At 67.0% G+C, this 23,544-nt stretch carries 29 protein-coding genes; 20 read left to right on the top strand and 9 right to left on the bottom strand.

The genetic code is table 11. The features are described 5' to 3' along the window. Positions 1 to 17: 17 nt before the first annotated feature. From NUH86_RS10170 to NUH86_RS10140, 7 genes are all read right to left on the bottom strand, one after another. Complete coding sequence (locus NUH86_RS10170; protein ID WP_267249395.1) at positions 18 to 212, bottom strand: hypothetical protein; 195 nt, start codon at positions 210 to 212, stop codon at positions 18 to 20. Between the two features lie 202 nt (positions 213 to 414). Continuing rightward, positions 415 to 1,428 carry a tyrosine-type recombinase/integrase gene (locus tag NUH86_RS10165; protein WP_267249394.1) on the bottom strand — a complete coding sequence of 338 codons (1,014 nt, stop codon included), beginning with the start codon at positions 1,426 to 1,428 and terminating at the stop codon, positions 415 to 417. A 118-nt stretch (positions 1,429 to 1,546) separates the two neighbouring features. Further along, positions 1,547 to 2,278, bottom strand: coding sequence for a tRNA (guanine(46)-N(7))-methyltransferase TrmB (trmB, locus tag NUH86_RS10160; protein ID WP_267249393.1), 732 nt, complete (start codon positions 2,276 to 2,278; stop codon positions 1,547 to 1,549). A gap of 45 nt (positions 2,279 to 2,323) precedes the next feature. Next, positions 2,324 to 2,827 (bottom strand): hypothetical protein, encoded by a 504-nt coding sequence (locus tag NUH86_RS10155; protein WP_267249392.1) that lies wholly within the window; start codon positions 2,825 to 2,827, stop codon positions 2,324 to 2,326. Between the two features lie 19 nt (positions 2,828 to 2,846). Next, positions 2,847 to 4,055: a methionine adenosyltransferase gene (metK, locus tag NUH86_RS10150; protein WP_267249391.1), complete on the bottom strand. Its 1,209-nt coding sequence runs from the start codon at positions 4,053 to 4,055 to the stop codon at positions 2,847 to 2,849. A 58-nt stretch (positions 4,056 to 4,113) separates the two neighbouring features. Beyond that, positions 4,114 to 5,721 (bottom strand): apolipoprotein N-acyltransferase, encoded by a 1,608-nt coding sequence (gene lnt, locus NUH86_RS10145; RefSeq protein WP_267252095.1) that lies wholly within the window; start codon positions 5,719 to 5,721, stop codon positions 4,114 to 4,116. 11 nt (positions 5,722 to 5,732) lie between these two features. Next, entirely contained in the window at positions 5,733 to 6,368 is a 636-nt protein-coding gene (locus tag NUH86_RS10140; protein WP_267249390.1) for a YqaA family protein, read from the bottom strand. Between the two features lie 131 nt (positions 6,369 to 6,499). On the opposite strand from NUH86_RS10140, the gene NUH86_RS10135 reads away from it, so the two are divergent. The 3 genes from NUH86_RS10135 to NUH86_RS10125 all read left to right on the top strand — a co-directional run bounded on the left by NUH86_RS10135 (position 6,500) and on the right by NUH86_RS10125 (position 8,309). Continuing rightward, the gene (locus NUH86_RS10135) at positions 6,500 to 6,742 is read left to right on the top strand and encodes a hypothetical protein (RefSeq protein ID WP_267249389.1); all 243 of its coding nucleotides are present in this window, start codon (positions 6,500 to 6,502) and stop codon (positions 6,740 to 6,742) included. A gap of 69 nt (positions 6,743 to 6,811) precedes the next feature. Continuing rightward, the gene (locus NUH86_RS10130) at positions 6,812 to 7,576 is read left to right on the top strand and encodes a hypothetical protein (RefSeq protein WP_267249388.1); all 765 of its coding nucleotides are present in this window, start codon (positions 6,812 to 6,814) and stop codon (positions 7,574 to 7,576) included. Between the two features lie 160 nt (positions 7,577 to 7,736). After that, complete coding sequence (locus NUH86_RS10125) at positions 7,737 to 8,309, top strand: hypothetical protein (protein WP_267249387.1); 573 nt, start codon at positions 7,737 to 7,739, stop codon at positions 8,307 to 8,309. Positions 8,310 to 8,764: 455 nt separating this feature from the next. Here the strand turns inward: NUH86_RS10125 and NUH86_RS10120 are convergent, their stop codons facing one another. Then, the gene (locus NUH86_RS10120; protein WP_267249386.1) at positions 8,765 to 9,211 is read right to left on the bottom strand and encodes an acetyltransferase; all 447 of its coding nucleotides are present in this window, start codon (positions 9,209 to 9,211) and stop codon (positions 8,765 to 8,767) included. A gap of 99 nt (positions 9,212 to 9,310) precedes the next feature. Here NUH86_RS10120 and NUH86_RS10115 point away from each other — a divergent pair, with 99 nt between their 5' ends. The 9 genes from NUH86_RS10115 to gp17 all read left to right on the top strand — a co-directional run bounded on the left by NUH86_RS10115 (position 9,311) and on the right by gp17 (position 15,675). Next, positions 9,311 to 10,591 carry a DNA-packaging protein gene (locus NUH86_RS10115; RefSeq protein WP_267252094.1) on the top strand — a complete coding sequence of 427 codons (1,281 nt, stop codon included), beginning with the start codon at positions 9,311 to 9,313 and terminating at the stop codon, positions 10,589 to 10,591. A gap of 354 nt (positions 10,592 to 10,945) precedes the next feature. Then, positions 10,946 to 11,284 carry a hypothetical protein gene (locus tag NUH86_RS10110; RefSeq protein ID WP_267249385.1) on the top strand — a complete coding sequence of 113 codons (339 nt, stop codon included), beginning with the start codon at positions 10,946 to 10,948 and terminating at the stop codon, positions 11,282 to 11,284. A gap of 109 nt (positions 11,285 to 11,393) precedes the next feature. Next, the gene (locus tag NUH86_RS10105) at positions 11,394 to 12,521 is read left to right on the top strand and encodes a phage portal protein (RefSeq protein WP_267249384.1); all 1,128 of its coding nucleotides are present in this window, start codon (positions 11,394 to 11,396) and stop codon (positions 12,519 to 12,521) included. Positions 12,522 to 12,523: 2 nt separating this feature from the next. Then, positions 12,524 to 12,844: a DUF6127 family protein gene (locus NUH86_RS10100; RefSeq protein ID WP_267249383.1), complete on the top strand. Its 321-nt coding sequence runs from the start codon at positions 12,524 to 12,526 to the stop codon at positions 12,842 to 12,844. Then, on the top strand, positions 12,837 to 13,262 hold the full coding sequence (locus tag NUH86_RS10095) for an HK97 family phage prohead protease (RefSeq protein WP_267249382.1): 426 nt from the start codon (positions 12,837 to 12,839) through the stop codon (positions 13,260 to 13,262). Before NUH86_RS10100 ends, NUH86_RS10095 begins: the two co-directional genes overlap by 8 nt. Before the next feature lie 96 nt (positions 13,263 to 13,358). Further along, a complete protein-coding gene (locus NUH86_RS10090) occupies positions 13,359 to 14,471 on the top strand; it encodes a phage major capsid protein (RefSeq protein WP_267249381.1) in 1,113 nt (370 codons plus the stop codon). A 123-nt stretch (positions 14,472 to 14,594) separates the two neighbouring features. Then, the gene (locus tag NUH86_RS10085; protein WP_267249380.1) at positions 14,595 to 15,080 is read left to right on the top strand and encodes a head-tail connector protein; all 486 of its coding nucleotides are present in this window, start codon (positions 14,595 to 14,597) and stop codon (positions 15,078 to 15,080) included. Continuing rightward, complete coding sequence (locus NUH86_RS10080) at positions 15,077 to 15,283, top strand: hypothetical protein (RefSeq protein ID WP_267249379.1); 207 nt, start codon at positions 15,077 to 15,079, stop codon at positions 15,281 to 15,283. Before NUH86_RS10085 ends, NUH86_RS10080 begins: the two co-directional genes overlap by 4 nt. Continuing rightward, a complete protein-coding gene (gene gp17 / locus NUH86_RS10075) occupies positions 15,280 to 15,675 on the top strand; it encodes a tail completion protein gp17 (RefSeq protein ID WP_267249378.1) in 396 nt (131 codons plus the stop codon). Before NUH86_RS10080 ends, gp17 begins: the two co-directional genes overlap by 4 nt. A gap of 142 nt (positions 15,676 to 15,817) precedes the next feature. Here gp17 and NUH86_RS10070 read toward each other — a convergent pair whose 3' ends face one another. Beyond that, positions 15,818 to 16,141, bottom strand: coding sequence for a hypothetical protein (locus tag NUH86_RS10070; protein WP_267249377.1), 324 nt, complete (start codon positions 16,139 to 16,141; stop codon positions 15,818 to 15,820). A gap of 58 nt (positions 16,142 to 16,199) precedes the next feature. Here NUH86_RS10070 and NUH86_RS10065 point away from each other — a divergent pair, with 58 nt between their 5' ends. From NUH86_RS10065 to NUH86_RS10030, 8 genes are all read left to right on the top strand, one after another. Further along, positions 16,200 to 16,607, top strand: a complete 408-nt coding sequence (locus NUH86_RS10065) for a phage major tail protein, TP901-1 family (RefSeq protein WP_267249376.1) — start codon at positions 16,200 to 16,202, stop codon at positions 16,605 to 16,607. After that, the gene (locus NUH86_RS10060) at positions 16,604 to 16,915 is read left to right on the top strand and encodes a gene transfer agent family protein (protein WP_267249375.1); all 312 of its coding nucleotides are present in this window, start codon (positions 16,604 to 16,606) and stop codon (positions 16,913 to 16,915) included. Before NUH86_RS10065 ends, NUH86_RS10060 begins: the two co-directional genes overlap by 4 nt. Then, positions 16,912 to 17,109, top strand: coding sequence for a phage tail assembly chaperone (locus NUH86_RS10055; RefSeq protein WP_267249374.1), 198 nt, complete (start codon positions 16,912 to 16,914; stop codon positions 17,107 to 17,109). The genes NUH86_RS10060 and NUH86_RS10055 overlap by 4 nt, the downstream gene beginning before the upstream one ends. Before the next feature lie 144 nt (positions 17,110 to 17,253). Continuing rightward, complete coding sequence (locus tag NUH86_RS10050) at positions 17,254 to 17,793, top strand: tail tape measure protein (protein WP_267249373.1); 540 nt, start codon at positions 17,254 to 17,256, stop codon at positions 17,791 to 17,793. After that, on the top strand, positions 17,790 to 20,117 hold the full coding sequence (locus NUH86_RS10045; RefSeq protein ID WP_267249372.1) for a DUF2460 domain-containing protein: 2,328 nt from the start codon (positions 17,790 to 17,792) through the stop codon (positions 20,115 to 20,117). Before NUH86_RS10050 ends, NUH86_RS10045 begins: the two co-directional genes overlap by 4 nt. Next, entirely contained in the window at positions 20,114 to 20,932 is an 819-nt protein-coding gene (locus NUH86_RS10040) for a DUF2163 domain-containing protein (RefSeq protein ID WP_267249371.1), read from the top strand. The genes NUH86_RS10045 and NUH86_RS10040 overlap by 4 nt, the downstream gene beginning before the upstream one ends. Positions 20,933 to 20,940: 8 nt before the next feature. Beyond that, positions 20,941 to 21,300 carry a peptidoglycan endopeptidase gene (locus tag NUH86_RS10035; RefSeq protein WP_267252093.1) on the top strand — a complete coding sequence of 120 codons (360 nt, stop codon included), beginning with the start codon at positions 20,941 to 20,943 and terminating at the stop codon, positions 21,298 to 21,300. An 8-nt stretch (positions 21,301 to 21,308) separates the two neighbouring features. Next, the gene (locus tag NUH86_RS10030) at positions 21,309 to 23,510 is read left to right on the top strand and encodes a phage tail protein (RefSeq protein ID WP_267249370.1); all 2,202 of its coding nucleotides are present in this window, start codon (positions 21,309 to 21,311) and stop codon (positions 23,508 to 23,510) included. The last annotated feature ends 34 nt before the right edge of the window (positions 23,511 to 23,544 follow it).

The following is a 23,544-nucleotide window of genomic DNA, read 5'->3' as shown; positions in this document are numbered from 1 at the left end:
AGGTTTTGAAACCGGCGTCAGACAGGTAGACCATGCAGCTTTCGCAGGCTCTTGTCGAAGGCCGGGGCGGGAACGAACCGTCGCAGCAGGCTCACTTTTCGCGCCATCTTCCCTGCAGCATAACGTGCCTTTGGCGACGGATCAGTTGCGGCTTTCACGATCGCGGCAGCCACAACGTTGGGATTGTCGCCCGCCTTGATCGATGTCCGCATGATGGCATCCATGTTGGCGCGCGCGGAGTCATAAAGGTCGAGTTGCCTGTCGGGCTTGATGGCGTTTTGCTCGAATGCAGTGCGCGTATAGGCTGCTGACGCGCAGAACCCGGCAGATCGTCTCTACTGACCACACATGGCGCCAGCTCTCCACGAACGCGAACCTCACGGTCGCTGGCTCGCGAAGAATTGCGTGGCCTTCCTAAGAAACAGCCATATCGGGCTCTGGCGGCAATAGCTGGAGTGAGAAGCCGAAGGTCTTGGCGCGGCGCTGGAGATTGCCGATCACCCGGCTGCGATATCGTTCCTCATATTGTGAGGCGCCGGGGTCGTGGTACGCGATGCCGTACCGCAAGCTGTTGTAGAACAGCACAGCTATCTTGCGGGCGGTGGTCGTACTGGTGGGCTCTCCATTTTTCGTGCGGTCGCCCGACAGCTTCAGTTCTCGCTGGTTTCGGTCAAATTCCGCCCAGTGGAGCCCTGCAATTTCCTCCCTCCGCTGCCCGGTAACAATCAGTAGGCGAACGATCGGACCAAAGCAGCGGTGACATTTTAAGGCTTGGACCCAGATCCGTCCGAGTTCTTCGTCCGAAAGCCACCGTTCTCTTGGTTTGACCGGTGGCGGCGTCTCCATGCCTTCCATGGGGCTCCGCTCGATATCGCCTCTACTCACCGCCCATTTGAATAGTCGTCGCAGAACAGCAAAGACATTTCGGCGGTTTGCCACCTGCTCCACGGGCATGTGGTCGAACACATCCACCACATCTGTCCGCGTAATTGTCGGCAAGGCCTTTTCCTCCCTAAGGCGGGGCTTGATGTGGAGGCTGAAAAAGCGTGTGACCAGCGTCTTCCAACCCTTGCCCTTGCAGTTCCCCGCAAAGCGATCAGCGTAGTTTGAAAAAGTCAGATCGACGGCTTCGCGCCGCCGCTGCTTGTCGGATTTTACAGGATCAATTCCCTGGGCGACCAGAAGTCGCATGCGGCTAGCTTCCTCGCGCGCTGTGGCAGGCGTCCATGGTGAGCCATGGGACCCAATAGTGTATCGTCGTGTCTTGGCCTCTCGTCCGCCCATCCGATATTGAACGACATAGGAGGCGACTCCACGTGACGTGGTCTTTAGCCCAAAGCCCCTCAAATCTTCGTCCCATAGAAAGCCATCGACGCCTGCCGATAGCAGCGCATCCAGCGTTCGTTTGGTGATCCTTCCGGTGGCCATGACGATACCTCAGGTACCATAAAAGTAATCACCGTGGCGGAAAACATGGGTTATCGTGGGGTAGCGCGGCGTAGGTAAGATACTGGAAAATAACGATCCTGTGCCTCATCGCATTGATCTATTTACGCCGGTAGCGGAAGTACCAGACTTCGTGGCCCAGGCGGCGGGCCTTGGCTTCGTAGCGGGTTTCGGGCCAGCCGCCGGGGCGGACCTGGAAATCCTTGGGAGAAGTGGCCAGCCATTCGAAATCGGGGTGGCCGTTCATCACCATCAGCGCCCAGCGCAGATAGATGGGGTGATCCGTGCCGAAGCGGAATTCGCCGCCGGGTTTCAGTTTCTTCGCGATCATCGCCACCGGGCCGGGGTTCATCATGCGGCGCTTGGCATGGCGCGCCTTGGGCCAGGGGTCGGGATGGAGGAGGTAGACGAAGCTGAGCGCGCCGTCGGGGATGCGGCTCAGCACCTGAAGCGCGTCGCCCATGTGGAGGCGGACATTGCCCAGCGCCTGGTCGCGGACATGGCCGAGCGCGGTGACGACGCCGTTCAGGAAAGGCTCGCAGCCGATGAAGCCATGGTCGGGCAGAAGATCGGCGCGATAGGCGAGATGTTCGCCGCCGCCGAAGCCGATCTCGAAATGCAGCGGGCGGTCATAGCCGAAAAGGTTCGCGGCGGTGACCTCTCCCTCTGCGGGGACGGAGAGGGCGGGGAGCAGCGTGTCGACCAGTTCCTGCTGGCCTGCGCGCAGCTTGTGCCCCGACTGGCGGCCATAGAGGCGGTTGAGCGTGGTGGGGTCGCCGGATTTCTGCCCGGATTCTTGCCCAGATTCGTGCCCAGTTTCGTACGCTGTCATGGGCGCGCCGATAGCGGGCCGGGGCGGTGGGGGCAAGCCGCCCCTTTATCGGCAGGGCTTTCCCGCATAGGCGCGGCGATGGAAGGCGTAGTTGCGGCCGTTCCAGCGCAGGACGGGAAAGCAGAAGCCGGGGCCGCCGACCGACAGATCGGGCCAGCCGCCCGCTCCCTTGCCGGGCAGGAATTCGGGGATGCCGGTTTCATGCGCCATCAGTTTCCAACCGCCGTCGGCTTGTTGGCTGAGCAGCCAGAAAGCCTGGCCGGTATTGCCGTAGCAATAGCCGCTGGATTCGGAGACGACGGCTTCCGGACGGCCATCGCCATTGAGGTCACGGCGTTCGTCTATCGTGGCGGGCGAAGGCGGTTGGCCGGATTCGTCGCAGCCGCTGGTCCAGCCGCGACCGATATTTTTGAGGCCAGCGGCGCGGAAGATCGCGGCGTCGTCGGCGGCGGCCTTGGCCGGGGCGGCGAGGGCGGGGGATGGGACGGAAGCGGCAAGCGCCGCCCCCATGGCCAGGGTGGCGATGGTCGAGCGGTGCTTCCGTCCCATGATTTCCCCCATTATTGCATCAGGCGATGGCGGCCTTGAGCTTTTCTACCAGATCGGTGCGTTCCCAGGGGAAGAAATCGCCTTCGGCCTTCCGCCCGAAATGGCCATAGGCGGCTGAGGGCTGGTAGATCGGCTTGTTGAGGCCAAGATGGGTGCGGATGCCGCGCGGGGTGAGGCCGCCCAGTTCCTCGATGCCCTTGATCGCCTGTTCGATCCGGTCGTCGCCCACCGTGCCGGTGCCGTGGGTGTCGACATAGAGCGACAGCGGTTCAGACACGCCGATGGCGTAGGCGAGCTGGATCGTGCAGCGGCGGGCGAGGCCCGCGGCGACGATATTCTTCGCCAGATAGCGGGTGATATAGGCGGCCGAACGGTCGACCTTGGTCGGATCCTTGCCGCTGAACGCGCCGCCGCCATGGGGCGAAGCGCCGCCATAGGTGTCGACGATGATCTTGCGGCCGGTGAGGCCTGCGTCGCCGTCCGGGCCGCCGATTTCGAAGCTGCCGGTCGGGTTGATGTGATAGACGGTTTCGTCGGAGAGCAGGTCGCCGGGCATGACTTCCGCGACGACGCCCTTCACGTAATTTTTGAGTTCGGCTTCCTTCGCGCCTTCGTCATAGCCCGGCGCATGCTGGGTCGAGACGACGATGGCGGTGGCGGCGGCAGGTTTGCCGTTTTCGAAGCGGAGCGTCACCTGGCTCTTGGCGTCCGGTTCCAGGAAGGGGGCGCGGCCGGAGTGGCGGTCGGCGGCCATCTTGGCCAGGATCTTGTGGCTATAGTCCAGCGTGGCGGGCATGAGGTCGGGCGTTTCGTCGCAGGCGAAGCCGAACATGATGCCCTGGTCGCCCGCGCCCTCATCCTTGTTGCCCGCGGCGTCGACGCCCTGCGCGATGTGCGCGGACTGGCCGTGGAGGTTGTTTTCGAAGCGGAACGTTTCCCAGTGGAAGCCGTCCTGTTCGTAGCCGATGCGCTTCACCGTTTCGCGGACGGTGCGTTCGATCTCTTCCTGCGCGCCGGGCGCCCAGGCGTCGTTTTCATAGACGCCCTTGCAGCGGATTTCGCCCGCCAGCACCACGAGCTGGGTCGTGGTCAGCGTTTCGCAGGCGATGCGGGCTTCGGGGTCTTTCGACAGGAACAGGTCGACGATGGCGTCGGAAATCTGGTCTGCGACCTTGTCAGGATGGCCTTCGGAAACGGATTCCGAGGTGAAGAGATAGTTGTTGCGCATGGGACTCCCGTTAGCAGGCTGTGCGGACAAGCGACATAAAGAAAAGTTTATGTGGCTATTAGCGGGTCGTTTTGCGGGTGGCAATGGCCCCTGAGAAGAAGGCGGCTGCGAGCAGTGTCAGCATCGAGGCGAACGGCGCCCAGTTGCCGAGGCGGGCGAAAAGCGTCGGCGGCAGCGCGGGGGGCAGGGCGGTGTCGAGGAAACCGGCGCGGTGGTGGGCGATGCGGCTGAGGATATGGCCGCGCGCGTCGACCACCGCCGAGACTCCGGTGGGAGTCGAGCGGATGATGGGGATGCCCTCCTCCAGTGCGCGGAGGCGGGCTTGGGCCAGATGCTGGACCGGACCCCAACTGCCGAACCAGGCGTCGTTGGAGGGGTTGAAGAGGAAGGCGGGGCGGTTGGCTTTGTCCACCACCTGGCCGGAGAAGATGATCTCGTAGCAGATCTGCACGCCCATCTTGAGTGGGGGGCGGCCCAGAGTGGCGGGCAGGGTCAGGCTCTGCGGGCCGGGGCCGGGCCAGAAATCGACGGCGCCGGGGACGAGGCGGGAAAGGCCGAGCGGCTGGAGAAACTGGCGCATCGGCAGATATTCGCCATAGGGGACCAGGTGAGCCTTGTCGTAGCGGCCGAGCAGGCGGGCCTTGGGGTCCACGATGAACAGGCTGTTGTTCGCGCCGGAAAGGGCGCTTTCCGTGATGCCGTCTTTTTCGACCTGCTTGAAATAGACCTTGGTCGCGCCGGTCATGAGGAGGTCGCCGGGGCCGAGCAGTCCGGCCAGGCGGGCGCGCCAGTCGGGTTCCAGGTCGAGATAGGCGGGGATGGCGGCTTCGGGCCAGAAGATCAGGCGCGGGGCCGGGCGCGGGGTGCCGGCGAGGGTGGCGAGGGTGCGGAAGTGGGCCTGTTCCAGTTCTGGCGAATATTTCTCGTCCTGGCCGATATTGGGTTGGACCACGCGGATGCGCGGTGCGCCCGCAGGTGTTGGCGGGGCGGGGGAGAGATGGCCCCAGAGGGCGAGGGCGATGAGGGGCGCGGCGAGGGCGGCGGCTTGGCGGAACTGGCGGCGGAAGGTGAGGAGCAGCGCGCCAGATGCCAGGATGGCGAGGGCGGCCAGGCCGTAGGTGCCGATCAGGGTGGATGCGATCGCGATGCCGGTGGGGAGGAGGGTGACGCCCAGCGGATTCCAGGCAAAGCCGGTGAAGGCGGTGGCGCGGAGATATTCCGAGGCGAGCCAGGTGGCGGCGAAGAGGAGGATGAAGGGGAGGGCGGAGGCCTCGCTGCGCTCGGTACCCACCCCCGGCCCCTCCCTTGAAAGGGAGGGGAGTTTTGGGAGGAGGTAACAGGCCGCGAGGGTGGCGAGGCCGGGATAGACCGCCAGGTAGAGGGACAGGAGGATTACCGCGCCGTAGCCGAACCAGTGGGGCATCGCGTCCTGGAAGGTGAAGGCGTGGGCGATCCAGTTGAGGCCCAGGGTGAAATGGCCGACGCCGAACAGCCAGCCGCGTGAGAAAGCGCTGCGGCGGTCGGGTGCGCGCTGGATGAGGAGGATGAGGAGCGCGAGGCAGGCCAGGGTGACTGGCCAGAGTTTGAGCGGTTCGAAGCCCGTCGCCGACAGAAATCCGGCGAGCAGGGCGGTGAGCTTTGGGAAGCGGGACGGAATGTCCTTCATGCCGTTGCGGGTCAGCGCAGGGTGGCCATGGTGGCCTGGCTGCACTTGTCGTTCTTTTCCCCGCCGCCGGACAGGGCCGAGGCTGCGATGAAGCCGCCGATCACCAGGACCAGGAAAGCGGCGGAGAGCAGGCCCAGATATTTCTCGATGAATGCCTTGATGGGGCGTCCGAACTTCCAGAACAGGAAGCCGACCAGCATGAACTGGAAGGCGCGGCTGAGGATGCTGGCCCAGAGGAAGGTGAAGAGCGACAGGCCGATGAAGCCCGCCGTGATAGTGATCAGCTTGAAGGGGATGGGCGTTGCGCCCTTGATCAGGATGATCTCCGCCCCGTAAATGCGCAGATAGCAGGCGGCGACCGGGAATTTGGCGGCGAGGCCGAGGGCTTGCAGGATTTGCTGGCCGACCGTTTCGTAGAGGAAATGGCCGATGGCATAGCCGAACAGGCCGCCCAGGACCGACGCGATGGTGCAGATCAGGCCGAAGCGGATCGCGCGTTCCGGGCGGGCCAGGCACATCAGGCCCAGCAGCGGGTGCGGCGGAATGGGGAAGAAGCTGCTTTCCATGAAGGAGATTGCGAAAAGCCAGCGTTCGGCGTGGGCGTGGGCGGCTTTAGCCAGCGTCCATTGGTAGAGCTTGGTGAGCATCGGGTTGAGGCCCTAGCCGAAGAGCTTTCAGGCTGCCAGTGATTTTGCCATTGCCAGCATCTGGATGTGGGCTTGAGATGGGCTTGATCGGCATGGCGGACCCGCATTAGGTTTCGGCAAAGGAGACGGATATGCTTGGCATGGGAGAGGGCGGTTGCCCGTTTGAATTCAACACCGATCCGGCGACGTTCAAGGTCGGCGATTCGGTCAGTTACCGAGTGACGGGCAGTCTGGAAGGGATGCCCTTTGCCGGGGTGCTGCTGGAAGTGCATGCGGATCATGTCGTGCTGACGTCGGACCCGGACGATAAGGCCAGCCGGATGCGGGCTACCCGGGAAAGCCGTCCGCTCGTGCGGGAAGAGGATATCTGCTGACCGGACGGCGTTGACGGGGCGGCGGCGTCTGGGCATGACCCCCTGCGACTCCCCGCCCGGCGCATTCATGTGAATTTGACTTCTTCATCCCCTTCGAAATGGCGCGAGCGCGGTGGCGGATTGCTGTTCGCGCTGCTGTTCAACGGGCTTTTGCTGCTGGCGTTGCTGACGCTCGCGCCTGAGCCGATCGTGCGGCTGCCCGACTTTCGCAATCCCGTGACGTTCGAGATGGCACCGGGGCCGAAGGCGGAAAAGGCGAAGGCCAAGGCCGAGAAGAGCGAGAAGAAGAAGAAGCAGGAGAAATCGGCGCAGCGGAAGGCGCAGCCGGTGGTGAAGCCCAACCCGCCCGTGGTGACGCCGACGGAGCAGCAGCCATCGCCCCTGCCCTTTCTGGTGATGGACCGCCAGCAGATGGCGTCGGCGGATATCGGCAAGATGGCGAAGAAGGGGGCCGCCGACGGCGCTTCGGGGCAGGGGGACAGCGCGGCGGTGGCCGGGCCGGGCGAGGGGCCGGGCGGGGTGCAATTGTTCGAGGCGGAATGGTATCGGCGGCCTACGGCTGCGGAACTGGGCGGCTATCTGCCCGCCAATGCGCCGGGCAATGGATGGGGCCTGGTCGCGTGCAAGACGGTCGATCATTATCATGTCGAAAATTGCCAGGCGCTGGGCGAATCGCCCCTGGGGTCGGGCTTTGCCAAGGCGGTGCGGCTGGCGGCCTGGCAGTTTCTGGTGCTGCCGCCGCGGGTCAACGGCAAGGTGATGGTCGGCAGTTGGGTGCGGATCAGGATCGATTATACGCGGTCGGTCGCCGGATCGCCGGACATGGGGCAATGAATTAACCCATATGGAACATTTTTCTTGACATCGTGACGCTGTTCTGGCACATGTTGCGACAGTGGAAAAATGCGCATCGCCGGTGAGGCGGATGGGGCTGGTCCGGCGGGACCGGCCTTTTTCATTTTCGGCGGCTTTCATTCGGGCGGGGGGGATGGATATGGCGGACAAGCCGAAGGAGGCGGGCACGCGCGCGCGCTTCACGGGCCGGGCGAAGGGCCCCGACCGGGTGCTGGTGCTGGGCAATAGTCAGCAGGGCGAGGCGGGGAGCGGCGCGCAGATGCGGGCGCAGCGCAAGGACGCCTGGACCGCCGAATTGCGGGCGCGATTTCTGGAGACGCTGGCCCTGACCTGCAATGTCAGCGAGGCGGCGCGGGCCGCGGAGAAGAACCTGTCGAGCGCCTATTATCTGAAACGGCGCGATCCGGCCTTTGCGCGGGCCTGGAAGCAGGCGCTGAGCGTCGGGCATGAGGAATTGAAGGCGCTGATGCTGCGGCAGGCGCTGTTCGGCACGGAGCAGGAGGAGATCGTGCTGGATGGCGAAGGCGCGGTGAAGAGCCGGAAGATCAAGCGCGGGCATCCGCATATGGTGCAGGCGATCCTGTTCAGGGCGCATCAGCAGGAAGTGGCGGAGATGCTGGAGCAGGAGGGGATCGAGAAGCCCGATGGCGCTGATGCGGTGATGCGGTTGAGGAAGGCGCTGGAGTTGGTGCGGGAGAGGCGTGGGGGGTAGGGGCTTTTTTGGGTGGAGGGCGGACATTCCAAATCCCTCTCCCTTGAGGGTCGGCCAGAGGCGCGTGACTCTGGCCGAGGTTGCGCAGACTTGGCAGCTTGCTGCCTTAGTCGTAGCTGGGTGAGGGGAGCGAACAGGTCGATCATGCCCCCGGCATGATCTAAGGGCTGCGGGGCAGCCCTTACCTGTTCGCTCGATCCACAGGATCGCGCGGGCCGCAGGCCCGCTCCCCCTCATCCAACTCCGCCTAGGCTCCTTCGTCGCCAAGGCTTCGTATCCTTCTCCCTCAAGGGAGAAGGAATGTCTTGGGTTGGTCGCTTGCGGGCCGGCCGCTTCGGGGACGCGGCGAATGACCCTGTCGTGACGGGCCTCGCTGCGCTCGACTACCCACCCCCGGCCCCTCCCTTTCAGGGAGGGGGGAGGATGGCGGCGGCTGGTCGTTTTCGGGCATTCCGTCAGGGCGCGTGGCGCAGGTGGATGAGGGGGTAGGGGCGGCCCTGGCCGTCCTGGTCCGAGCGGCCGGTGCGGGCGAAGCTGAGGGCTTCGTAGAAGGCTATCGCGCCGTCATTCTGTTCGTTGACGTCGGTGGTGAGCGTTGGGTGCATCGACAGGGCGTGGTCGACCAGGCGGCGGCCTATGCCCTGGCCGTGCCAGTCGGGGTCGATGAACAGCGCCTCCATATGGGTGCCCTCGATCAGCATGAAGCCGATGGGCTGGTCGTCCGTGTCGGTGGCGAGCCAGGCGGGACTGAGGGGGAGGAAGGTGGCGACTTCCTCCTCTATGGCGGCGCGGTCGGCGGGGGTGAGGAAATCATGGGTCGCGTCGACGGCTTTGCGCCAGATGTCGAGCAGGCGGGCGCCGTCGGCGGCGCGGGCGGGGCGGATGGAACTCATCGGCGGCATATAGGGGCGCGGGCCGGGCGCGCCAAATGAAGCACCGGGAAAATCGATGAATGGAGGCGGCGCGTGGGGCAACTGTCGGATTTCGAGCGGTTGGCGCTGATGCCGGAGGCGGAGCGGGAGCGGGTGCTGGCGGGGCTGAGCGGCGCGGCGGCGGATGCGCTGGCGCATGACTGGCGATGGCTGGCGCGGCCGGAGCAACTGGCGCCCGAAGGGGACTGGCGCATCTGGCTGATGATGGCGGGGCGCGGATTCGGCAAGACGCGGGCCGGGGCGGAATGGGTGCGGTCGGTCGCGGAGAGCGATCCGGCGGCGCGGATCGCGCTGGTCGGGGCGACGCTGGGCGAGGCGCGGGCGGTGATGGTGGAGGGCGCTTCGGGCGTGCTGGCCGTCGCGCCCTGGTGGAACCGGCCTGCCTTCCTGCCTGCGCTGCGCAAGCTGGTGTGGCGCAACGGGGCGGTGGCGACCCTGTTCGGGGCGGCGGAGGCGGAAAGCCTGCGCGGGCCGCAGTTCAGCCATGGCTGGGCCGATGAGATCGCCAAATGGGCGGGCGGACAGGCGGCCTGGGACAATCTGATGATGGGGATGCGGCTGGGCATCGCGCCCCGCGTGCTGGCGACGACGACGCCCCGGCCCGTGGCTCTGGTGCGGGGGCTGGTGGAGCGGATCGGTTCCGACGTGGTGGTGACGCGGGGGCGGTCGGCGGACAATGTCGCGCATCTGGCCGACGGGTTTCTGGCGGCGATGGAGCGCAATTATGGCGGCACGCGGCTGGGGCGGCAGGAACTGGACGGCGAGCTGATCGAAGAGGTGGAGGGCGCGCTGTGGAGCCGGGATCTGCTGGAGCGGTGCCGGGTGGCGCATGTGCGGGGCGCTCTGGTGCGGGTGGTGGTGGCGGTCGATCCGCCTGCTTCGGCGCATGGGGATGCGTGCGGGATTGTCGTGGTCGGTTTGGGGGGTGACGGGCGGGCCTATGTGATTGCCGACGCGACCGTGGAGGGCGCGACGCCGGAGGGTTGGGCGCGGGCGGTGGCGGCTGCGGCGCTGGTGCATGGCGCGGATCGGGTGGTGGCGGAGGCCAATAATGGCGGCGCGATGGTGGAAAGCGTGTTGCGGGCGGCGGAGGCCGGATTGCCGGTGCGGCTGGTGCATGCGAGCCGGGGCAAGGTGGCGCGGGCGGAGCCGGTGGCGGCTTTATATGAGGCCGGGCGGGTGGCGCATCGGGGCGGCTTTGCCGAACTGGAGGACCAGTTGTGCGGGTTGATGCTGGGGGGCGGCTATGTCGGGCCGGGGCGGTCGCCGGATCGGGCGGACGCGCTGGTCTGGGCGCTGACGGAGTTGATGCTGGGGCGGCGTGGGGAGGCGCGGGTTCGGGGGTTTTAGGGGTGGGGAAGTGGGTGAAGCTCATGCGAAGCGGGCCTGTGGCCCGCGCGATCCCTTGGATCGAGCGAACAGGTAAGGGCTGCCCCGCAGCCCTTAGATCATGCCGGGGGCATGATCGACCTGTTCGCTCCCCTCACCCAGCTTCGACTAGGCAGCAAGCTGCCAAGTCTGCGCAGCCTCGGCCAGAGTCACGTGCCTCTGGCCGACCCTGCAGGGAGAGGGGTAAGGGGTAAGGGGTAAGGGGTAAGGGGTAAGGGGTAAGGGGAGAGGCATAAGCTGTTGCGGGGGCGGAATGAGGGAACAAGGGTTTAGGTTCTGCGTAGTCCATCCGTGTGATTTTCAAGGAGATGGGTCATGAAATGGGCCGGATGGATGATGGTTGCGGGTGGGCTGGCTTTGGTGAGCGGGCCGGTGATGGCGGCTTCGCTGAGCAGCAAGGAGCGGGCGCGGGTGGCTCGCGCCGCGCCGCGGGATCGGGATGATGTGCGCTATTGTCTGCTCCAGGCGAAGAAGGGGCGGGACAGGGGGACGGTGATCGGGGCCGCTGGTGGTGCTGGCGTCGGAGCCCTGGCTGGGGGGAATTTGGGCGAGTCCTTGCTGGCCGGTGCGGCGGGGGCTGTGGCCGGGCGCGTGATCGGCAAGAGCGAGGGGACGAATTCGACCTGCGATCGGGTTTTGGCTCGCAATCCTTAGAGTGGGGGAGAGGGGGCTGCCCCCTCTCCAGCTTTCGCTAGGCAGCTTGCTGCCAAGCTTCACCATCCTCCCCCAATGGGGGGAGGATTTTTTGTTGGGGTGGGCTTTTATGAAATTTTTCGGGGTGAAGGCGGCGCGGGAAAGTGCGCGGCCGGTTTTGGCGCGGGCGTGGGGTTCCGGTGGCGTGGCGCTGGGGGAATGGCCTGCCAGCTATGAGGCGCAGGTGCGGGCCGGGGTGGTCGGCAATCCGGTGGCGCAGCGGGCCTTGCGGCTGGTGGCGGAGGGGGCTGGCGGGACCGCGCTGGCCGTCGGCGGCGTCGGCGAGGAAGAGCGGCGGCGGGTGAAGGGGTTGGTGACGCGCTGTTCTTCGGGGCAGTCGCTGGTGGAGACGTTGGCGAGCCATTTGCTGCTGCATGGCAATGCCTATGTGCAGTTGATGGTCGGCGCCGATGGGATGCCGGTGGAGCTATATGCGCTGCGGCCGGAGCGGGTGAGCGTGGAGGCGGATGCGCGGGGATGGCCGTCCGCCTATCTGTATCGCGTGGGGGAGAGCGTGACGCGGCTGTCGCCGGAGGATGGGAGCGGGCGGACCGGGATCATCCATCTGAAGGCGCTGCATCCGCTGGACGACCATTATGGTCTGGGTTGCGTGGGGGCGGCTGCCGGGGCGGTGGCGATCCACAATGCGGCGACGGTGTGGAACAAGGCTTTGCTGGACAATGCGGCGCGGCCTTCGGGGGCGATGGTCTATGATCCGGGCGACGGGTCGGTGATGGCGCCGGACCAGTATGAGCGGGTGAAGCGGGAGATGGAGATCGCCTTTTCCGGCGCGGCCAATGCCGGGCGGCCCATGTTGCTGGAGGGCGGGCTGGACTGGAAGGCGATGAGCCTGACGCCCGCCGAGATGGATTTCGTGGGCCTGAAGGCGGCGGCGGCGCGGGAGATTGCCCTGGCCTTTGGCGTGCCGCCGATGCTGATGGGGCTGCCGGGGGACAATGCTTACGCCAACTATCGCGAGGCCAATCGGGCGCTGTGGCGGCAGACGATCCTGCCGTTGATGGCGAAGATTTGCGGCGGACTGGCGCAGGGGTTGCAGGGATGGTGGCCCGATTTGTCCCTGAATGTCGATCTGGATGCGGTGCCTGCCCTGTTCGAGGAGCGCAGTGCGCTTTGGGAGCGGGTCGGTGCGGCGGATTTCCTGTCGGCGGAGGAGAAGCGGGCGGTTTTGGGGGTTTAGCCATGAAATATGATGGAGAGATGCTGGCGCGGCTGGTCGCGCAGGCCGAGGCGCAGCCGGTGGGGATGGATATCGTCATGATCCGCGCGCTGATCGAGGAGGCAAGCGAACTGGGCGTGGGGCGGGCGCTGGAGCGGCTGGGGCTGGCGGATCGCGGGGCGGGCGATGATGTGCGGGAGTTGCGCGAGCTGCTGGGGGCATGGCGTGACGCGAAGAAGGCGGCGCGGGGGGCTGTGGTCGCCTGGGTGACGCGGGTCGTGATGGCTTTGCTGCTGTTGGGCATGGCGGTGAAGCTGGGGCTGGCGGGGCTGGTGCATGAGTGACGTGCGGTTCGCCGGCTATGCGGCGGTGTTCGACCGGGTGGACCGGGGCGGCGACGTGGTGCGGGCGGGGGCCTTTGCAGGCGTGGCGGCGGGGGTGCCGCTGCTGTGGCAGCATCGGCCCGGCGAGGTGATCGGGACGGTCGAGAAGGTCGAGGAGGATGCGCGGGGGCTGCGCGTGATCGGGCGGGTTTCCGGGCGGACTGCGGCGGGGCGGGAGGCCGGGCGGGCGCTTCGGGAGAGGGCGGTGGATGGGCTTTCCTTTGGCTATCGGGTGCGGGAGGCGCGGGGTTGTGCGCCGCGTGAGTTGCTGGAGTTGGAGGTGGTGGAGGTGAGTGTCGTCACGCATCCGATGCAGGATCTGGCGCGGGTGATTGCGGTGGAGGGGGTGGAGCAATCCCCCTCTTCCAACTTCGCCTAACCGGCAGAGCCGGTAAGGCTTCGTATCCTTCTCCCCCCGGGGAGAAGGTTTTGCAGGGGTGCTCCGTTGGGGCGCCCCTTTTTCGTGGGAGTGGCTATGACGGATCAGTTGGAAGCGAGCTTTGATGCGGTGGTGCAGGGTGAGCGTATCGCTGGCCTTGAGAATGAGGTGGCGGCGTTGAAGGGGGCTTTGCTGGTTCAGCAGAGGCCCGCGCTGGATGGCGTGAAGGGCGGGGCGGTCGATCCGCGTCGGGCGGCCTTTGTCGAGCGTTATGTGCGGCAGGGGCTGGAGGCCGGGGTGGAACTGAAGAGCTTTTCCGGGGCGAGCGGTGGCGCGGGCGGCTATGCCGTGCCGCGGGAGATCGACCAGATCATCGATGCCACGCTGAAGGGGATTTCTCCTATTCGCGCCATCGCCAATGTCGTGCGGACGGGGTCGGCGGGTTATCGCAAGCTGGTGACTTCGGGCGGCATCGTGTCGGGCTGGGCCAGCGAGACGGGGGCGCGGACGGAGACGGCCACCCCTGTCTTCAACGAGATCGTGCCGCCTTCGGGGGAGCTATACGCCAATCCGGCGGCGAGCCAGGCGATGCTGGACGATGCGCAGTTCGATGTCGAGGGCTGGCTGGCCGGGGAAATCGCCCGCGAGTTCGCGGTGGCGGAGGGGGCGGCCTTCGTCAACGGCAATGGCACGAACAAGCCCAAGGGGTTCCTGACCTATACGGCCACCAATGAAGTGGACGGCGTGCGCGCCTTCGGCTCGTTGCAATATGTGGCTTCGGGGGCTTCGGGCGCTTTTGCGGCGGCGGGTCAGGACAAGCTGATCGATCTGGTGCAGAGCCTGCGCGCGCCCTATCGGCAGGGGGCCTGTTTCGTGATGAATTCGGCCACGCTGGCGGTCATTCGCAAGATGAAGACCAGTGACGGGGCGTTTATCTGGCAGCCTTCGCTGATCGCGGGGCAGCCGGCGACCTTGCTGGGCTATCCGGTCGTGGAGGCGGAGGATATGCCGGATATTTCGGCGGGGTCTTTGTCGATCGCCTTCGGCAATTTTCAGGCGGGCTATGTGGTCTCGGAGCGGAGCGAGACGAGCATCCTGCGCGATCCGTTCAGCAACAAGCCGTTCGTTCACTTTTACGCGGTGAAGCGGATAGGCGGGGCCGTGGCGAATTCGGAGGCGATCAAGCTGATGAAGTTCGCGGCGTCGTGATCTCCCCCTCTTCCAACTTCGCCTAACCGGCAGAGCCGGTAAGGCTGCGTATCCTTCTCCCCCCAGGGGAGAAGGTTTTTGGGGGCGTCCTGTGGGCGTCCCCCTTTTTGTTGGGGAGGGGCCATGTTGGCGGATCTCAAGGCCTGGTTGCGGATCGGGTCGGACGATGAGGATGGCGTGCTGGAGCGGTTGCTGGGAAGCGCTTCGGGGCTTTGCGAGCAGTTTATCGGGCAGTGGCTGGTGGTGCGGGAGGCGGCCGAGACCATCGTAGCGGATGGGAGCTGGCGGCGGCTGACGGCGCGGCCGGTGGTCGCGATATTGGGGGTGGAGGTGGAGGGTGTGGCGTTGGCGCCCGGGGCCTATGCGGTCGATATCGACGCTTCGGGGGATGGCTGGGTGCGGGCGCGGCTGGTGGACGGGCCGGGCAAGGTGACGGTGCGATACCGGGCGGGTCTGGCGGCGGATGTCGAGGGGCTGCCCGACGCGATCCGGCAGGGGATCGTCAGGCTGGCGGCGGAGCATTTCGTGGCGCGGGACGGCGAAGTGGCGACGCCGCCCGCCGTGGTGAGCGCGCTGTGGCGGCCATGGCGGCGGATGCGGCTGGCATGATGGCGCGGTTGATGGCGCTGGTGGAGGAGCGCGTCGAGGCGCGGCGGCGGGGGATCGCGGCGGCGGCTTTGGAGGCCGGGGTCGAGGAGGCTTTGGTCGAGGGTGAGGTGGTGCGCCTGTCCGGGGCTGGCCTCAAGCGGCGGTGGATGGGCGATCTGGCGCTGCGGGAAGCGGGCCGGAATAACGGAAGGGCGTGGCGATGAGCGCGGAGGTGGCGGTGCGCGGGGCGGTCGTGGCGGCCCTGCGCGGGGATGCGGAATTGATGGCGGGGTTGAACGGGCTGTTCGACGGCGCGCCGGGGCGGGCTAGCGCGCCCTATGGCGTGGTGGGGGACTGCGTGGCGCTGGAATGGGGGGCGAAGGATGTCGATGGGCGGGAACTGGTGGTGACCGTCAGCCTGTACGACGCGGGGGAAGCGCCTGCGCGGCTGGCCGCTTTGCTGGGGCGGGTCGATGCGGTTTTGCGGGTGTTGGAGCCTGGCGGGGGCTGGCGGGTCGTCGGGGCGCGGCTGGCGCGGTCGCGGGTGGCGCGGACGGGCGCGCGGGACGCGTGGCAGGCTTTGGCGGATTATCGGATGCGGGTGGTGCGGGTTTAGGGGTGTCCCGATCAAGACGTGTGGGGATAGGGGGCGAGGGATTGGCGCGGCATCGGCGGCGATTTTAGCGGCCAGGCCTGAAGCTCGCTACGCTCGCACCCACCCCTGACCCCTCCCTGGAAGGGAGGGGAATGTGGGGGTGTCAGGACTTCGAATAGTCTTCATATTCTCCGACGATCTTGTCCCTATATTCGCTGATCTGGTCGTCGGCGTCGGATTGGGCATCCTTTTCCGACATGCCGCTGGACTTGTCGTCCGCGACGATGGCGGCGCGGAAGGCGGCTTCCTTGTCGCCGCACTGGGCCTTTAGCGTGGACTGGAAATCGCCGAGCGTCAGTTTCTTGTCGATGGCGGGCTGAACCTGTTTCGACAGGCATTCCGAATAGGCCTTTCGGCCATTGCCGACGGCGTCGCCGCTTTGCGGGGCGGCGGCGAGCAGCAGCATCAGGGGGGCGGTCACGAACATTTCAGGCCTCTCTCTAAATCCCGATTCTTGCACGGTTTATCTTGGAGGAGAATGCGCCATGGGCGTGGAAAAAGGAAGCGCGTTTCTGTTGAAGATCGGGGATGGCGAGGCGCCGGTCGCCTACGCCACGGTGGCGGGGATGCGCACGACGCAATTGTCCGTCAATGGCGAGGCGGTGAATGTCACCAGCAAGGATTCGGGCGGTTGGCGCGAATTGCTGTCGGGTGCGGGGGTGCGGTCGGTCAGCGTGTCGGCGGCTGGGATTTTCACCGGATCGGCGGCGGAGGTGCGGCTGCGCAACCATGCGCTGGCGGGGACCATCGGCGATTATGAGCTGAGCTTCGAAAGCGGCGAGAAGATGCGCGGGCGGTTCCTGGTGACGCGGCTGGACTATGCCGGGGATTATAATGGGGAGCGCAATTATGCGCTGAGCCTGGAAAGCTCCGGCCCGGTGGTGTCGCTGTGAGCGGGGCTAACGGGGCCAGGGGGGAGGCGGCGCTGGAACTGGGGGGTGAGCGGTTCGTGCTGCGGCCCAGTTTTGCGGCTTTGGTGGCGGCTGAGGAAGAGTTGGGACCGTTGTTCTCGCTGGTGGAGCGGGCGGCGGACGGGAAGCTGTCGCTGGCCGAGATGGCGGGGCTGCTCTGGCATTGTCTGGCGGAGCCGCCCGCAGGGCTGACGCGGGAGGCGTTGGGCGAAGCGATTGTGGCGGTTGGCCTGGCGAAGCTGACGCCGGTGTTGCGCGGGATATTGGGGCAGATTCTGGGGGGACGATGAGCTTTTTCAAGGCGGCGGCGCGGCTGGCCGGGGTCGCGGGGTGGTTGCTGGGGTGGCGGCCGGAGGAATTCTGGCGGTCGACCCCGGCGGAACTGGAGAGCGTTTTGCGGGCGGCTCGCGGGGATGAGGAGGAAGCGTGGGTGGGGATGGATCGGGGGGAGTTGGAGAGGTTGCGGGCCGGGATGCCGGATTGAGGCTTGGGGGTGACTCCGTTTCTCGACTTCGCTCGAAACGAACGGGGTGGGGGTGTGGGGTCGGGGCGGGAAGTCAGTTCCAAGCTCTGGGCTCCTGCCTTCGCAGGAGCATGTTGTGCTTCAAAATGAGCTTTGGGGGGCGGGATGGACGAGGAAATCGACAATCTGGTCGTGCGGGTGCGGGCGGATACGCGGGGATTGGCCCAGGATGTGGGCGTCATGCGGGAGGAATTGGAAGGGACTCTCGCGAACGGTGCGGAGCGGGCCGGGCGGCGGATCGAGCGGGAGTTGCTGCGGGCCGCCCGGTCCGGGAAGTTCGGGTTCGAGGAACTGAAGGCTGTCGCTCTGCGGGTGCTGGATGACATCGCTGCCAATGCGTTGCGGGTGGGGATGGACAGTGTCGGCGGCGGTGGGCTGGTCGGGTTGGCGGCGTCCGTGCTGGGCCTGCCGGGGCGGGCGACTGGCGGGCCGGTGGCGCCGGGGCGGGCCTATGTCGTGGGGGAGCGGGGGCCGGAGGTCTTCGTGCCGACGGCGAGCGGGCAGGTCGTGCCCAACGGCGGCGGCGGGGTGCGGGATGTGCGGGTGAGCATCGCGGTGCAGGGGCAGGGGGCGGATAGCGCCCGACTGCTTTCGCGCAGTGCGCGGCAGGTGGCGAGGGCCGTGAGGGGGGCGATCAGCGGATGAGTGCTTTGAGCTATTGGCTGGCGGATGCACGGCGGGGGCAGGAAGCGCGGTTCATGAAGCGGTTCGCGCCGACCCATTGGACCGTCAATTTCCCCCGCCCGATGATGGCGAGTGTCGTCACCAGCGCGCCGGATGCCTTGCGGGTGGATGCCGTTTTCTATGGGTCGGGCGATCTGGCGGGGCTGATCTGGGAGGCGGAGGACAAGTGGAGCCATGCCCTGCTGGCCTATGAGGCGGATCGGGATTTTCGCGATTGCGTGCTGCGCTTTCGGTGGCGGAGCGGCGGGCTGCGGCGGCTGGACGAGACGCATGGGCCGACGCTGACCATCGAGGGGCGGGATGCGGAGGGCGTGCCGCGGTCCTGGTATGTGCGCTTGTGGAACTATGCGAGCGGTGGGGCAGAAGATGCTGTCGTCACATTGGATTTTGCCGATGTGAGGAGCGGCTTTCTGCTGAGCGAGGGCGAGGCGGTCTGGGCGGGGGATGTCGACCGGATGTTCATCTCGCTGGCCGCGCCCGATTATGATGCGGGGAGCACGCCCTTTGCCGCCGGGGTTGAGGGTTGGTGTGAACTGTCCGGGATAAGTTGCGACGGGGCAGGCTCCGTCCTGCGCGTGGGCGACGTGGTGTTGCCGGAGCATGGGCTGTCGATGGCGACGGGCTATGACGATTGCTTCAACCAGACGCCGGAGCGGATCGTCGCTTCGATCCATGCGCTGGGCTATCGCGGGGACATCAACCATTATGTCGGGATGAGCCATTATTTCCGGCTGGAACCGGTGGGGGGCGGATTTTACGTCAGCCTGGCGGGCGGGGTGCTGAATGCGGCTTGCGCGGCCTGGCATGCGGATTTCGCGCAGAGGGCCAGGGCGCTGGGGCTGGGGGTGATCTGGTCGCTTTCCTATGAATTGTTCGATGCGCATTGCTGGAACGACTGGAAGCAGCGGGCCGAGGACGGGTCGCCCGCGCTGACGGGGTGGTCGCCGCCTTCGACTTTGCTCTCGCCCGCGCATGATGGGGCGATGAGCTATTTGCGGGTGGTTGCGGGGGCCTTTGTTTCCATTGGCTTGGCGGCTGGGATTTCGATCAAGTTTCAGGTGGGGGAGCCGTGGTGGTGGGTGATGCCGGGAGATGGGCGCATCTGCCTGTATGACGATGCGGCGCGGGCGGCCTTTGGCGGCTTGCTGGTTTCCATCCCGGATGTTCGGGGGGTTTTGAGTGCGGCCCAGAAGGCTTTGCTGGATCGGGCGGGGGAGGTGCTGGCGGCTTCGACGGCGGCGCTTTGCGGCTGGGTGAAAGGGGTGGCGCCGGGGGCGGTGACGCATTTGCTGGCCTATCTGCCGACCGTGCTCGATCCGCTGGCGCCGGAGGCGAAGCGGGCGAACATGCCATTGGGATGGGCTTCGCCGGCTTTCGACGTTTTGCAGTTGGAGGATTATGACTGGGTGACGGAGGGGCGGGAGCGGCTGACCGCGCTGGGGATCGAACTGGCGGTCGGGCGGCTGGGCTATCCGGTTCATGAGCAGCATTATTTTTCGGGCTTCGTGCTGCGGGGCGAGGATGCCGGGCAGTGGCGGGAGATTGCGGCGGCGGCGGATGCTGCGGTGAAGCGGGGGACGGCGGCGGTCTTTGTCTGGGCGTTGCCGCAGGTGGCGCGGGACGGCTTCACCTGCTTCCGGCTGGATGGGGAGGATGATGTGCAGGCCTTTGACGATGTCGCTTTTCCTTTGGGCGTAGGGCGGGAGGCGAGCGTTTCACCCGCTTTCTCGACGCAGATCGTGGAGAGCGTTTCCGGGCATGAGCGGCGGAGCAGCGACTGGGCGGATGCGCGCCTGTCCTTCGACGCGGGGCCGGGGGTGCGGTCGGAGGCGGATATGGCGGTGCTGATCGCCTTTTTCCGGGCGCGGCGGGGGGCGGCGCGGGGGTTTCGGTTCACCGATCCTTATGATGACCGGAGTTGCGGCGTGGGCGGTGTGCCGGGGCCTTTGGACCAGCGGCTGGGGCTGGGCGACGGGGTGCGGGCAGAGTTTCCGTTGCAGCGCTTTTATGGGCTGGGCGAGGAGGCGCAGGCGCGGCGGATCACGCGGCCGGTGGCGGGAACTATCCGGGTCGCCGTGGATGGGACCGAGATGGTCGGGGGCTGGAGCCATTCCGGCCTGGGGGTGATCGCTTTCGATGTGGCTCCGGCGGAGGGCGCGGTACTGACGGCGGGGTTCCGGTTCGATGTGCCGGTGCGCTTTGCCGAGGATCGGCTGGATATCAACCGGGCGACATTCGCGGCGGGGGAAGCGCCTTCGGTGCCCTTGGTGGAGATACGCGAATGAGCGGGCTGGAGGCTTTGGACAGGCCGCTGGCGACATTGGCCTTTTGCTGGCGGATCGAGCGGCGGGATGGGGTGACGATGGGGCTGACCAGCCATGATCGGGACTTGGCCGTTGGGCATCTGCTGTATCGGGCGGCGCCGGGGATGACGCCCTCCGCCGTGCGGAGCGGGATCGGGGTCGAGGGGAGCGACGCCGATGTGGAGGGCGCTCTGGTGTCCGATGCGATCAGTGAGGCGGATTTGATGGCGGGGCGCTGGGATGGGGCTGCGCTGGAATTGCGGCTGACGGAGTGGGAGGCTCCGGGGGATTTGTGGTTGTTGCTGGCTCACGGGGAGTTGGGGGCGGTGGCGCGCAGGGCGGGGGCCTTCACGGCGGAGCTGGTGGGAGCGATGGCGGCTTTGAAAGCGCCGGTCGCGCCTTCGACTTCGCCGGATTGCCGGGCGGCGTTGGGGGACCGGCAGTGCCGGGTCGATCTGGCCGGGCGGCGGCGGGTGGTTGCTGTCGAGGCCGTGGAGGATGTCGTCGCGGCTGTTTCCGGGTTGGCGGCGGGGGCCTATGCGTTCGGCACTTTGCGCTGGTTGACCGGGGCCAATGGCGGGATCGTGCAGGGGGTGGTGGATAATGACGCGGAGGGCGTGAGCCTGGCCGATCCGCCGCCTTTTGCGGTGGAGGCGGGGGCCTTGGCCTTGCTGACCGAGGGGTGTGACCGGCAGTTGGCGACCTGCGCCGGGCGGTTCGGCAATGTCGTGAATTTTCGGGGGGAGCCTTATCTGCCGGGGACGGATTTGTTGACGCGCTATCCGGGGGCGGCTTGAGCGCGGCCGTGGCGGCGGCGCGGGCGTTGGTGGGCGCGCGCTTTCGCTTGCATGGGCGGTCGGTCGAGCGGGGGCTGGACTGCGTGGGGCTGGCGGCGCTGGTGCTGGGGCGGCGCGCGCCGGAGGGTTATGGGCTACGGTCGGGGGATGAGGGGCTGGCGGCGGAGTGGTTGCGGGCGGCGGGGTTGCGGCGGGTCAAGGCGGCGCGTGACGGCGATCTGGCGTTGGTGCGGCCGGGGCCTTTGCAACTGCATCTGATGATCGTTGTGCCGGGCGGGCATGTCCATGCCCATGCGGGCGTGGGGCGCGTGGTGGAGATGCCGGGGGATTCGCCCTGGCCGGTGCTGGGCTACTGGCGGCCAAAATAGGAGAAGATATGGCGACGATTATGTTGACCGCCCTTGGCACGGCCATTGGCGGGCCGCTGGGTGGCGCCATCGGGGGGCTGATCGGCAATGCCTTCGATCATGCGGTGCTGTTCAAGCCCAAGGGGGTCGAAGGGCGGCGGTTGACCGAGGTGCAGGTCCAGACATCCACTTATGGGTCGCAGATACCCAGGCTGTTCGGGACGATGCGGGTGGCGGGGACGGTGATCTGGGCGACGGACCTGAAGGAGACCAGGCACAGGAGCGGCGGGGGCAAGGGGCGGCCGAGCGTCACCAGCTACAGCTATTCGGCGAGTTTTGCGGTGGCCCTGTCGGCGCGGGCGGTGCGGGCGGTGCGGCGCGTCTGGGCGGACGGGAACCTGTTGCGCGGGGCGGCGGGGGACTTCAAGACGGAACTGGGGGCTTTCCGGCTGCATATGGGGGGAGAGGACCAGGCGGTCGATCCGCTGATCGCTGCGGCGGAGGGGCTGGGGCTGACGCCGGGGCATCGGGGGATCGCCTATGCGGTGTTCGAGGATCTGGCGCTGGCGGATTATGGCAATCGCATTCCATCGCTGACTTTCGAGATCGAGGCGGATGAGGGCGCGGTTCCGGTTGGCGGGATGGTTGCCGAGTTGAGCGGCGGGATGCTGACGGGCGACGGCCTGGGTTGGGTCGACGGCATGGCGGCGAGCGGCAGGGATGTGGGCGATGCGCTGGCGCCGTTGGCGGAGGCGTTCGACCTTGCCTTCGTGGCCGAAGAGGGCGGGTTGCGTCTGCGGGCTTCCGGGGCGGAAGGCGGAGCGGTTGTCGGGGCTGCTGGGCTGTGCCGCGCGGTGAATGGGCGGGCTTTGGACGGGTTCGAGCAGTCGGGCGGTGCCGCCGATGGCGTGCCGGTGGCTTTGTCGGTGCGCTATTATGATGCGGCGCGTGATTATCAGGCGGGCGTGCAGCGCATCGGCAGGCCGGGACCGGGGCGGCTGGAGCAGGGGGTGGACCTGCCCGTCGTGCTGTCGGGTCAGGATGCGCGGGCGCTGGCGGCGCGGAAGATGGCGATGGCCTGGACCGGGCGCGCGACGATGACGCTGCGGTGCGGGTGGGACGCCCTGCGCCACGGGCCGGGGGATGTCGTGACGGTCGAAGGCGTGCCGGGGCTTTGGCGGATCGAGGAACGGGAATGGGAGGCCATGGCCGTGCGGCTGGCCCTTCGGCGCGTGCCGGGGGCTGGGACGGCGATACCGGCGGGGGCGTCTTCGGGCGCGGTGGTGCGGCAGACGGACAGGCCGCATGGGCCGACGACGCTGATGCTGGCGGATTTGCCGCTGATCAGGGACGGGCTGGCGACGGCGCCGGTCGTCGTGGCGGCGGCGAGCGGTGGCGAAGGGTGGCGCGGCGCGGCGCTTTTCGCCATCGGCGCGACGGGGGAGGCTTCGCCTGTCGGGCGGACGGCGGGCCGGGCGGTGATGGGGCGGGTGGACGCTCCATTGCCAGCGGGGAGCGCGACGTTGATCGATGCTGTCCATGCCGTTCAGGTCACTTTGCTGGCGGCGGATATGGAATTGCACGGGGCGGATGAGGCGGCGCTGGCGCTGGGGCGCAACCTGTGTCTGGTCGGGCGGGAACTGATCCAGTTCAGCCATGCGGTGCAGACCGGCGAGGCGAGCTTCCGGCTGGAGGGGTTGCGGCGGGGGCTGTTCGGAACCGAATGGGCGATGGCGTTCCATGAGGCGGGCGAGCATTTCCTGTTGTTGGAGGAGGATCGGCTGATCGAGCCGTTTGCCGCCTATGGCGGGGTTTCGGAGATGGGCGGAGGCGTCCGGGTCGCGGCGATCGGCGTCGGGGACAGCGAGCCGAGCGAGGCGCTGTTGACGGTGTCGGGGGAGGCCGTGGCGCCGCCTTCCCCGGTTCATGTGACGGCGCGGCCGGACGGCGGGGGTGGCTGGACCGTCGGCTGGACGAGGCGGAGCAGGAACGGGTGGCGCTGGACCAGCGGAACCGACGTGCCGCTGGGCGAGGATCGGGAAGCTTATGAACTGACCCTGTGGGCGGGGGCGGATGCGGTGCGCCGGATCGTCACCGATCAACCCGTCTGGACCTATGACGCGGCGGCGGTGGCCGAGGATATGGGGAGCGGGGGCGAAGTGGCGGTAGAGGTGCGGCAGATAGGTTCCCATGCGCTGGGGCGGGCTGCGCGCATTGTTTTGGTGGGCTGATCGGGAATTTCTCCAGTAACGAAAAAGGATAATC

The organism is Sphingobium sp. JS3065, assembly GCF_026427355.1.
Taxonomy (GTDB): Bacteria; Pseudomonadota; Alphaproteobacteria; order Sphingomonadales; family Sphingomonadaceae; genus Sphingobium.
This window is presented reverse-complemented; position numbering and strand designations above follow the sequence as displayed.

Bases quoted from the DNA above. Each gene is read 5' to 3' on its own strand.
- NUH86_RS10045 (WP_267249372.1), top strand. From the start codon at position 17,790: ATGAGTGCTTTGAGCTATTGGCTGGCGGATGCACGGCGGGGGCAGGAA.
- NUH86_RS10095 (WP_267249382.1), top strand. From the start codon at position 12,837: ATGAGTGACGTGCGGTTCGCCGGCTATGCGGCGGTGTTCGACCGGGTG.
- NUH86_RS10120 (WP_267249386.1), bottom strand. From the start codon at position 9,211: ATGCCGCCGATGAGTTCCATCCGCCCCGCCCGCGCCGCCGACGGCGCC.
- NUH86_RS10085 (WP_267249380.1), top strand. From the start codon at position 14,595: ATGTTGGCGGATCTCAAGGCCTGGTTGCGGATCGGGTCGGACGATGAG.
- NUH86_RS10135 (WP_267249389.1), top strand. From the start codon at position 6,500: ATGCTTGGCATGGGAGAGGGCGGTTGCCCGTTTGAATTCAACACCGAT.
- NUH86_RS10140 (WP_267249390.1), bottom strand. From the start codon at position 6,368: ATGCTCACCAAGCTCTACCAATGGACGCTGGCTAAAGCCGCCCACGCC.
- NUH86_RS10090 (WP_267249381.1), top strand. From the start codon at position 13,359: ATGACGGATCAGTTGGAAGCGAGCTTTGATGCGGTGGTGCAGGGTGAG.
- NUH86_RS10125 (WP_267249387.1), top strand. From the start codon at position 7,737: ATGGCGGACAAGCCGAAGGAGGCGGGCACGCGCGCGCGCTTCACGGGC.
- NUH86_RS10065 (WP_267249376.1), top strand. From the start codon at position 16,200: ATGGGCGTGGAAAAAGGAAGCGCGTTTCTGTTGAAGATCGGGGATGGC.
- metK (WP_267249391.1), bottom strand. From the start codon at position 4,055: ATGCGCAACAACTATCTCTTCACCTCGGAATCCGTTTCCGAAGGCCAT.
- trmB (WP_267249393.1), bottom strand. From the start codon at position 2,278: ATGACAGCGTACGAAACTGGGCACGAATCTGGGCAAGAATCCGGGCAG.
- NUH86_RS10115 (WP_267252094.1), top strand. From the start codon at position 9,311: ATGCCGGAGGCGGAGCGGGAGCGGGTGCTGGCGGGGCTGAGCGGCGCG.
- NUH86_RS10080 (WP_267249379.1), top strand. From the start codon at position 15,077: ATGATGGCGCGGTTGATGGCGCTGGTGGAGGAGCGCGTCGAGGCGCGG.
- NUH86_RS10100 (WP_267249383.1), top strand. From the start codon at position 12,524: ATGAAATATGATGGAGAGATGCTGGCGCGGCTGGTCGCGCAGGCCGAG.
- NUH86_RS10030 (WP_267249370.1), top strand. From the start codon at position 21,309: ATGGCGACGATTATGTTGACCGCCCTTGGCACGGCCATTGGCGGGCCG.
- NUH86_RS10050 (WP_267249373.1), top strand. From the start codon at position 17,254: ATGGACGAGGAAATCGACAATCTGGTCGTGCGGGTGCGGGCGGATACG.
- NUH86_RS10170 (WP_267249395.1), bottom strand. From the start codon at position 212: ATGCGGACATCGATCAAGGCGGGCGACAATCCCAACGTTGTGGCTGCC.
- NUH86_RS10155 (WP_267249392.1), bottom strand. From the start codon at position 2,827: ATGGGACGGAAGCACCGCTCGACCATCGCCACCCTGGCCATGGGGGCG.
- NUH86_RS10055 (WP_267249374.1), top strand. From the start codon at position 16,912: ATGAGCTTTTTCAAGGCGGCGGCGCGGCTGGCCGGGGTCGCGGGGTGG.
- lnt (WP_267252095.1), bottom strand. From the start codon at position 5,721: ATGAAGGACATTCCGTCCCGCTTCCCAAAGCTCACCGCCCTGCTCGCC.
- NUH86_RS10070 (WP_267249377.1), bottom strand. From the start codon at position 16,141: ATGTTCGTGACCGCCCCCCTGATGCTGCTGCTCGCCGCCGCCCCGCAA.
- gp17 (WP_267249378.1), top strand. From the start codon at position 15,280: ATGAGCGCGGAGGTGGCGGTGCGCGGGGCGGTCGTGGCGGCCCTGCGC.
- NUH86_RS10105 (WP_267249384.1), top strand. From the start codon at position 11,394: ATGAAATTTTTCGGGGTGAAGGCGGCGCGGGAAAGTGCGCGGCCGGTT.
- NUH86_RS10110 (WP_267249385.1), top strand. From the start codon at position 10,946: ATGAAATGGGCCGGATGGATGATGGTTGCGGGTGGGCTGGCTTTGGTG.
- NUH86_RS10165 (WP_267249394.1), bottom strand. From the start codon at position 1,428: ATGGCCACCGGAAGGATCACCAAACGAACGCTGGATGCGCTGCTATCG.
- NUH86_RS10040 (WP_267249371.1), top strand. From the start codon at position 20,114: ATGAGCGGGCTGGAGGCTTTGGACAGGCCGCTGGCGACATTGGCCTTT.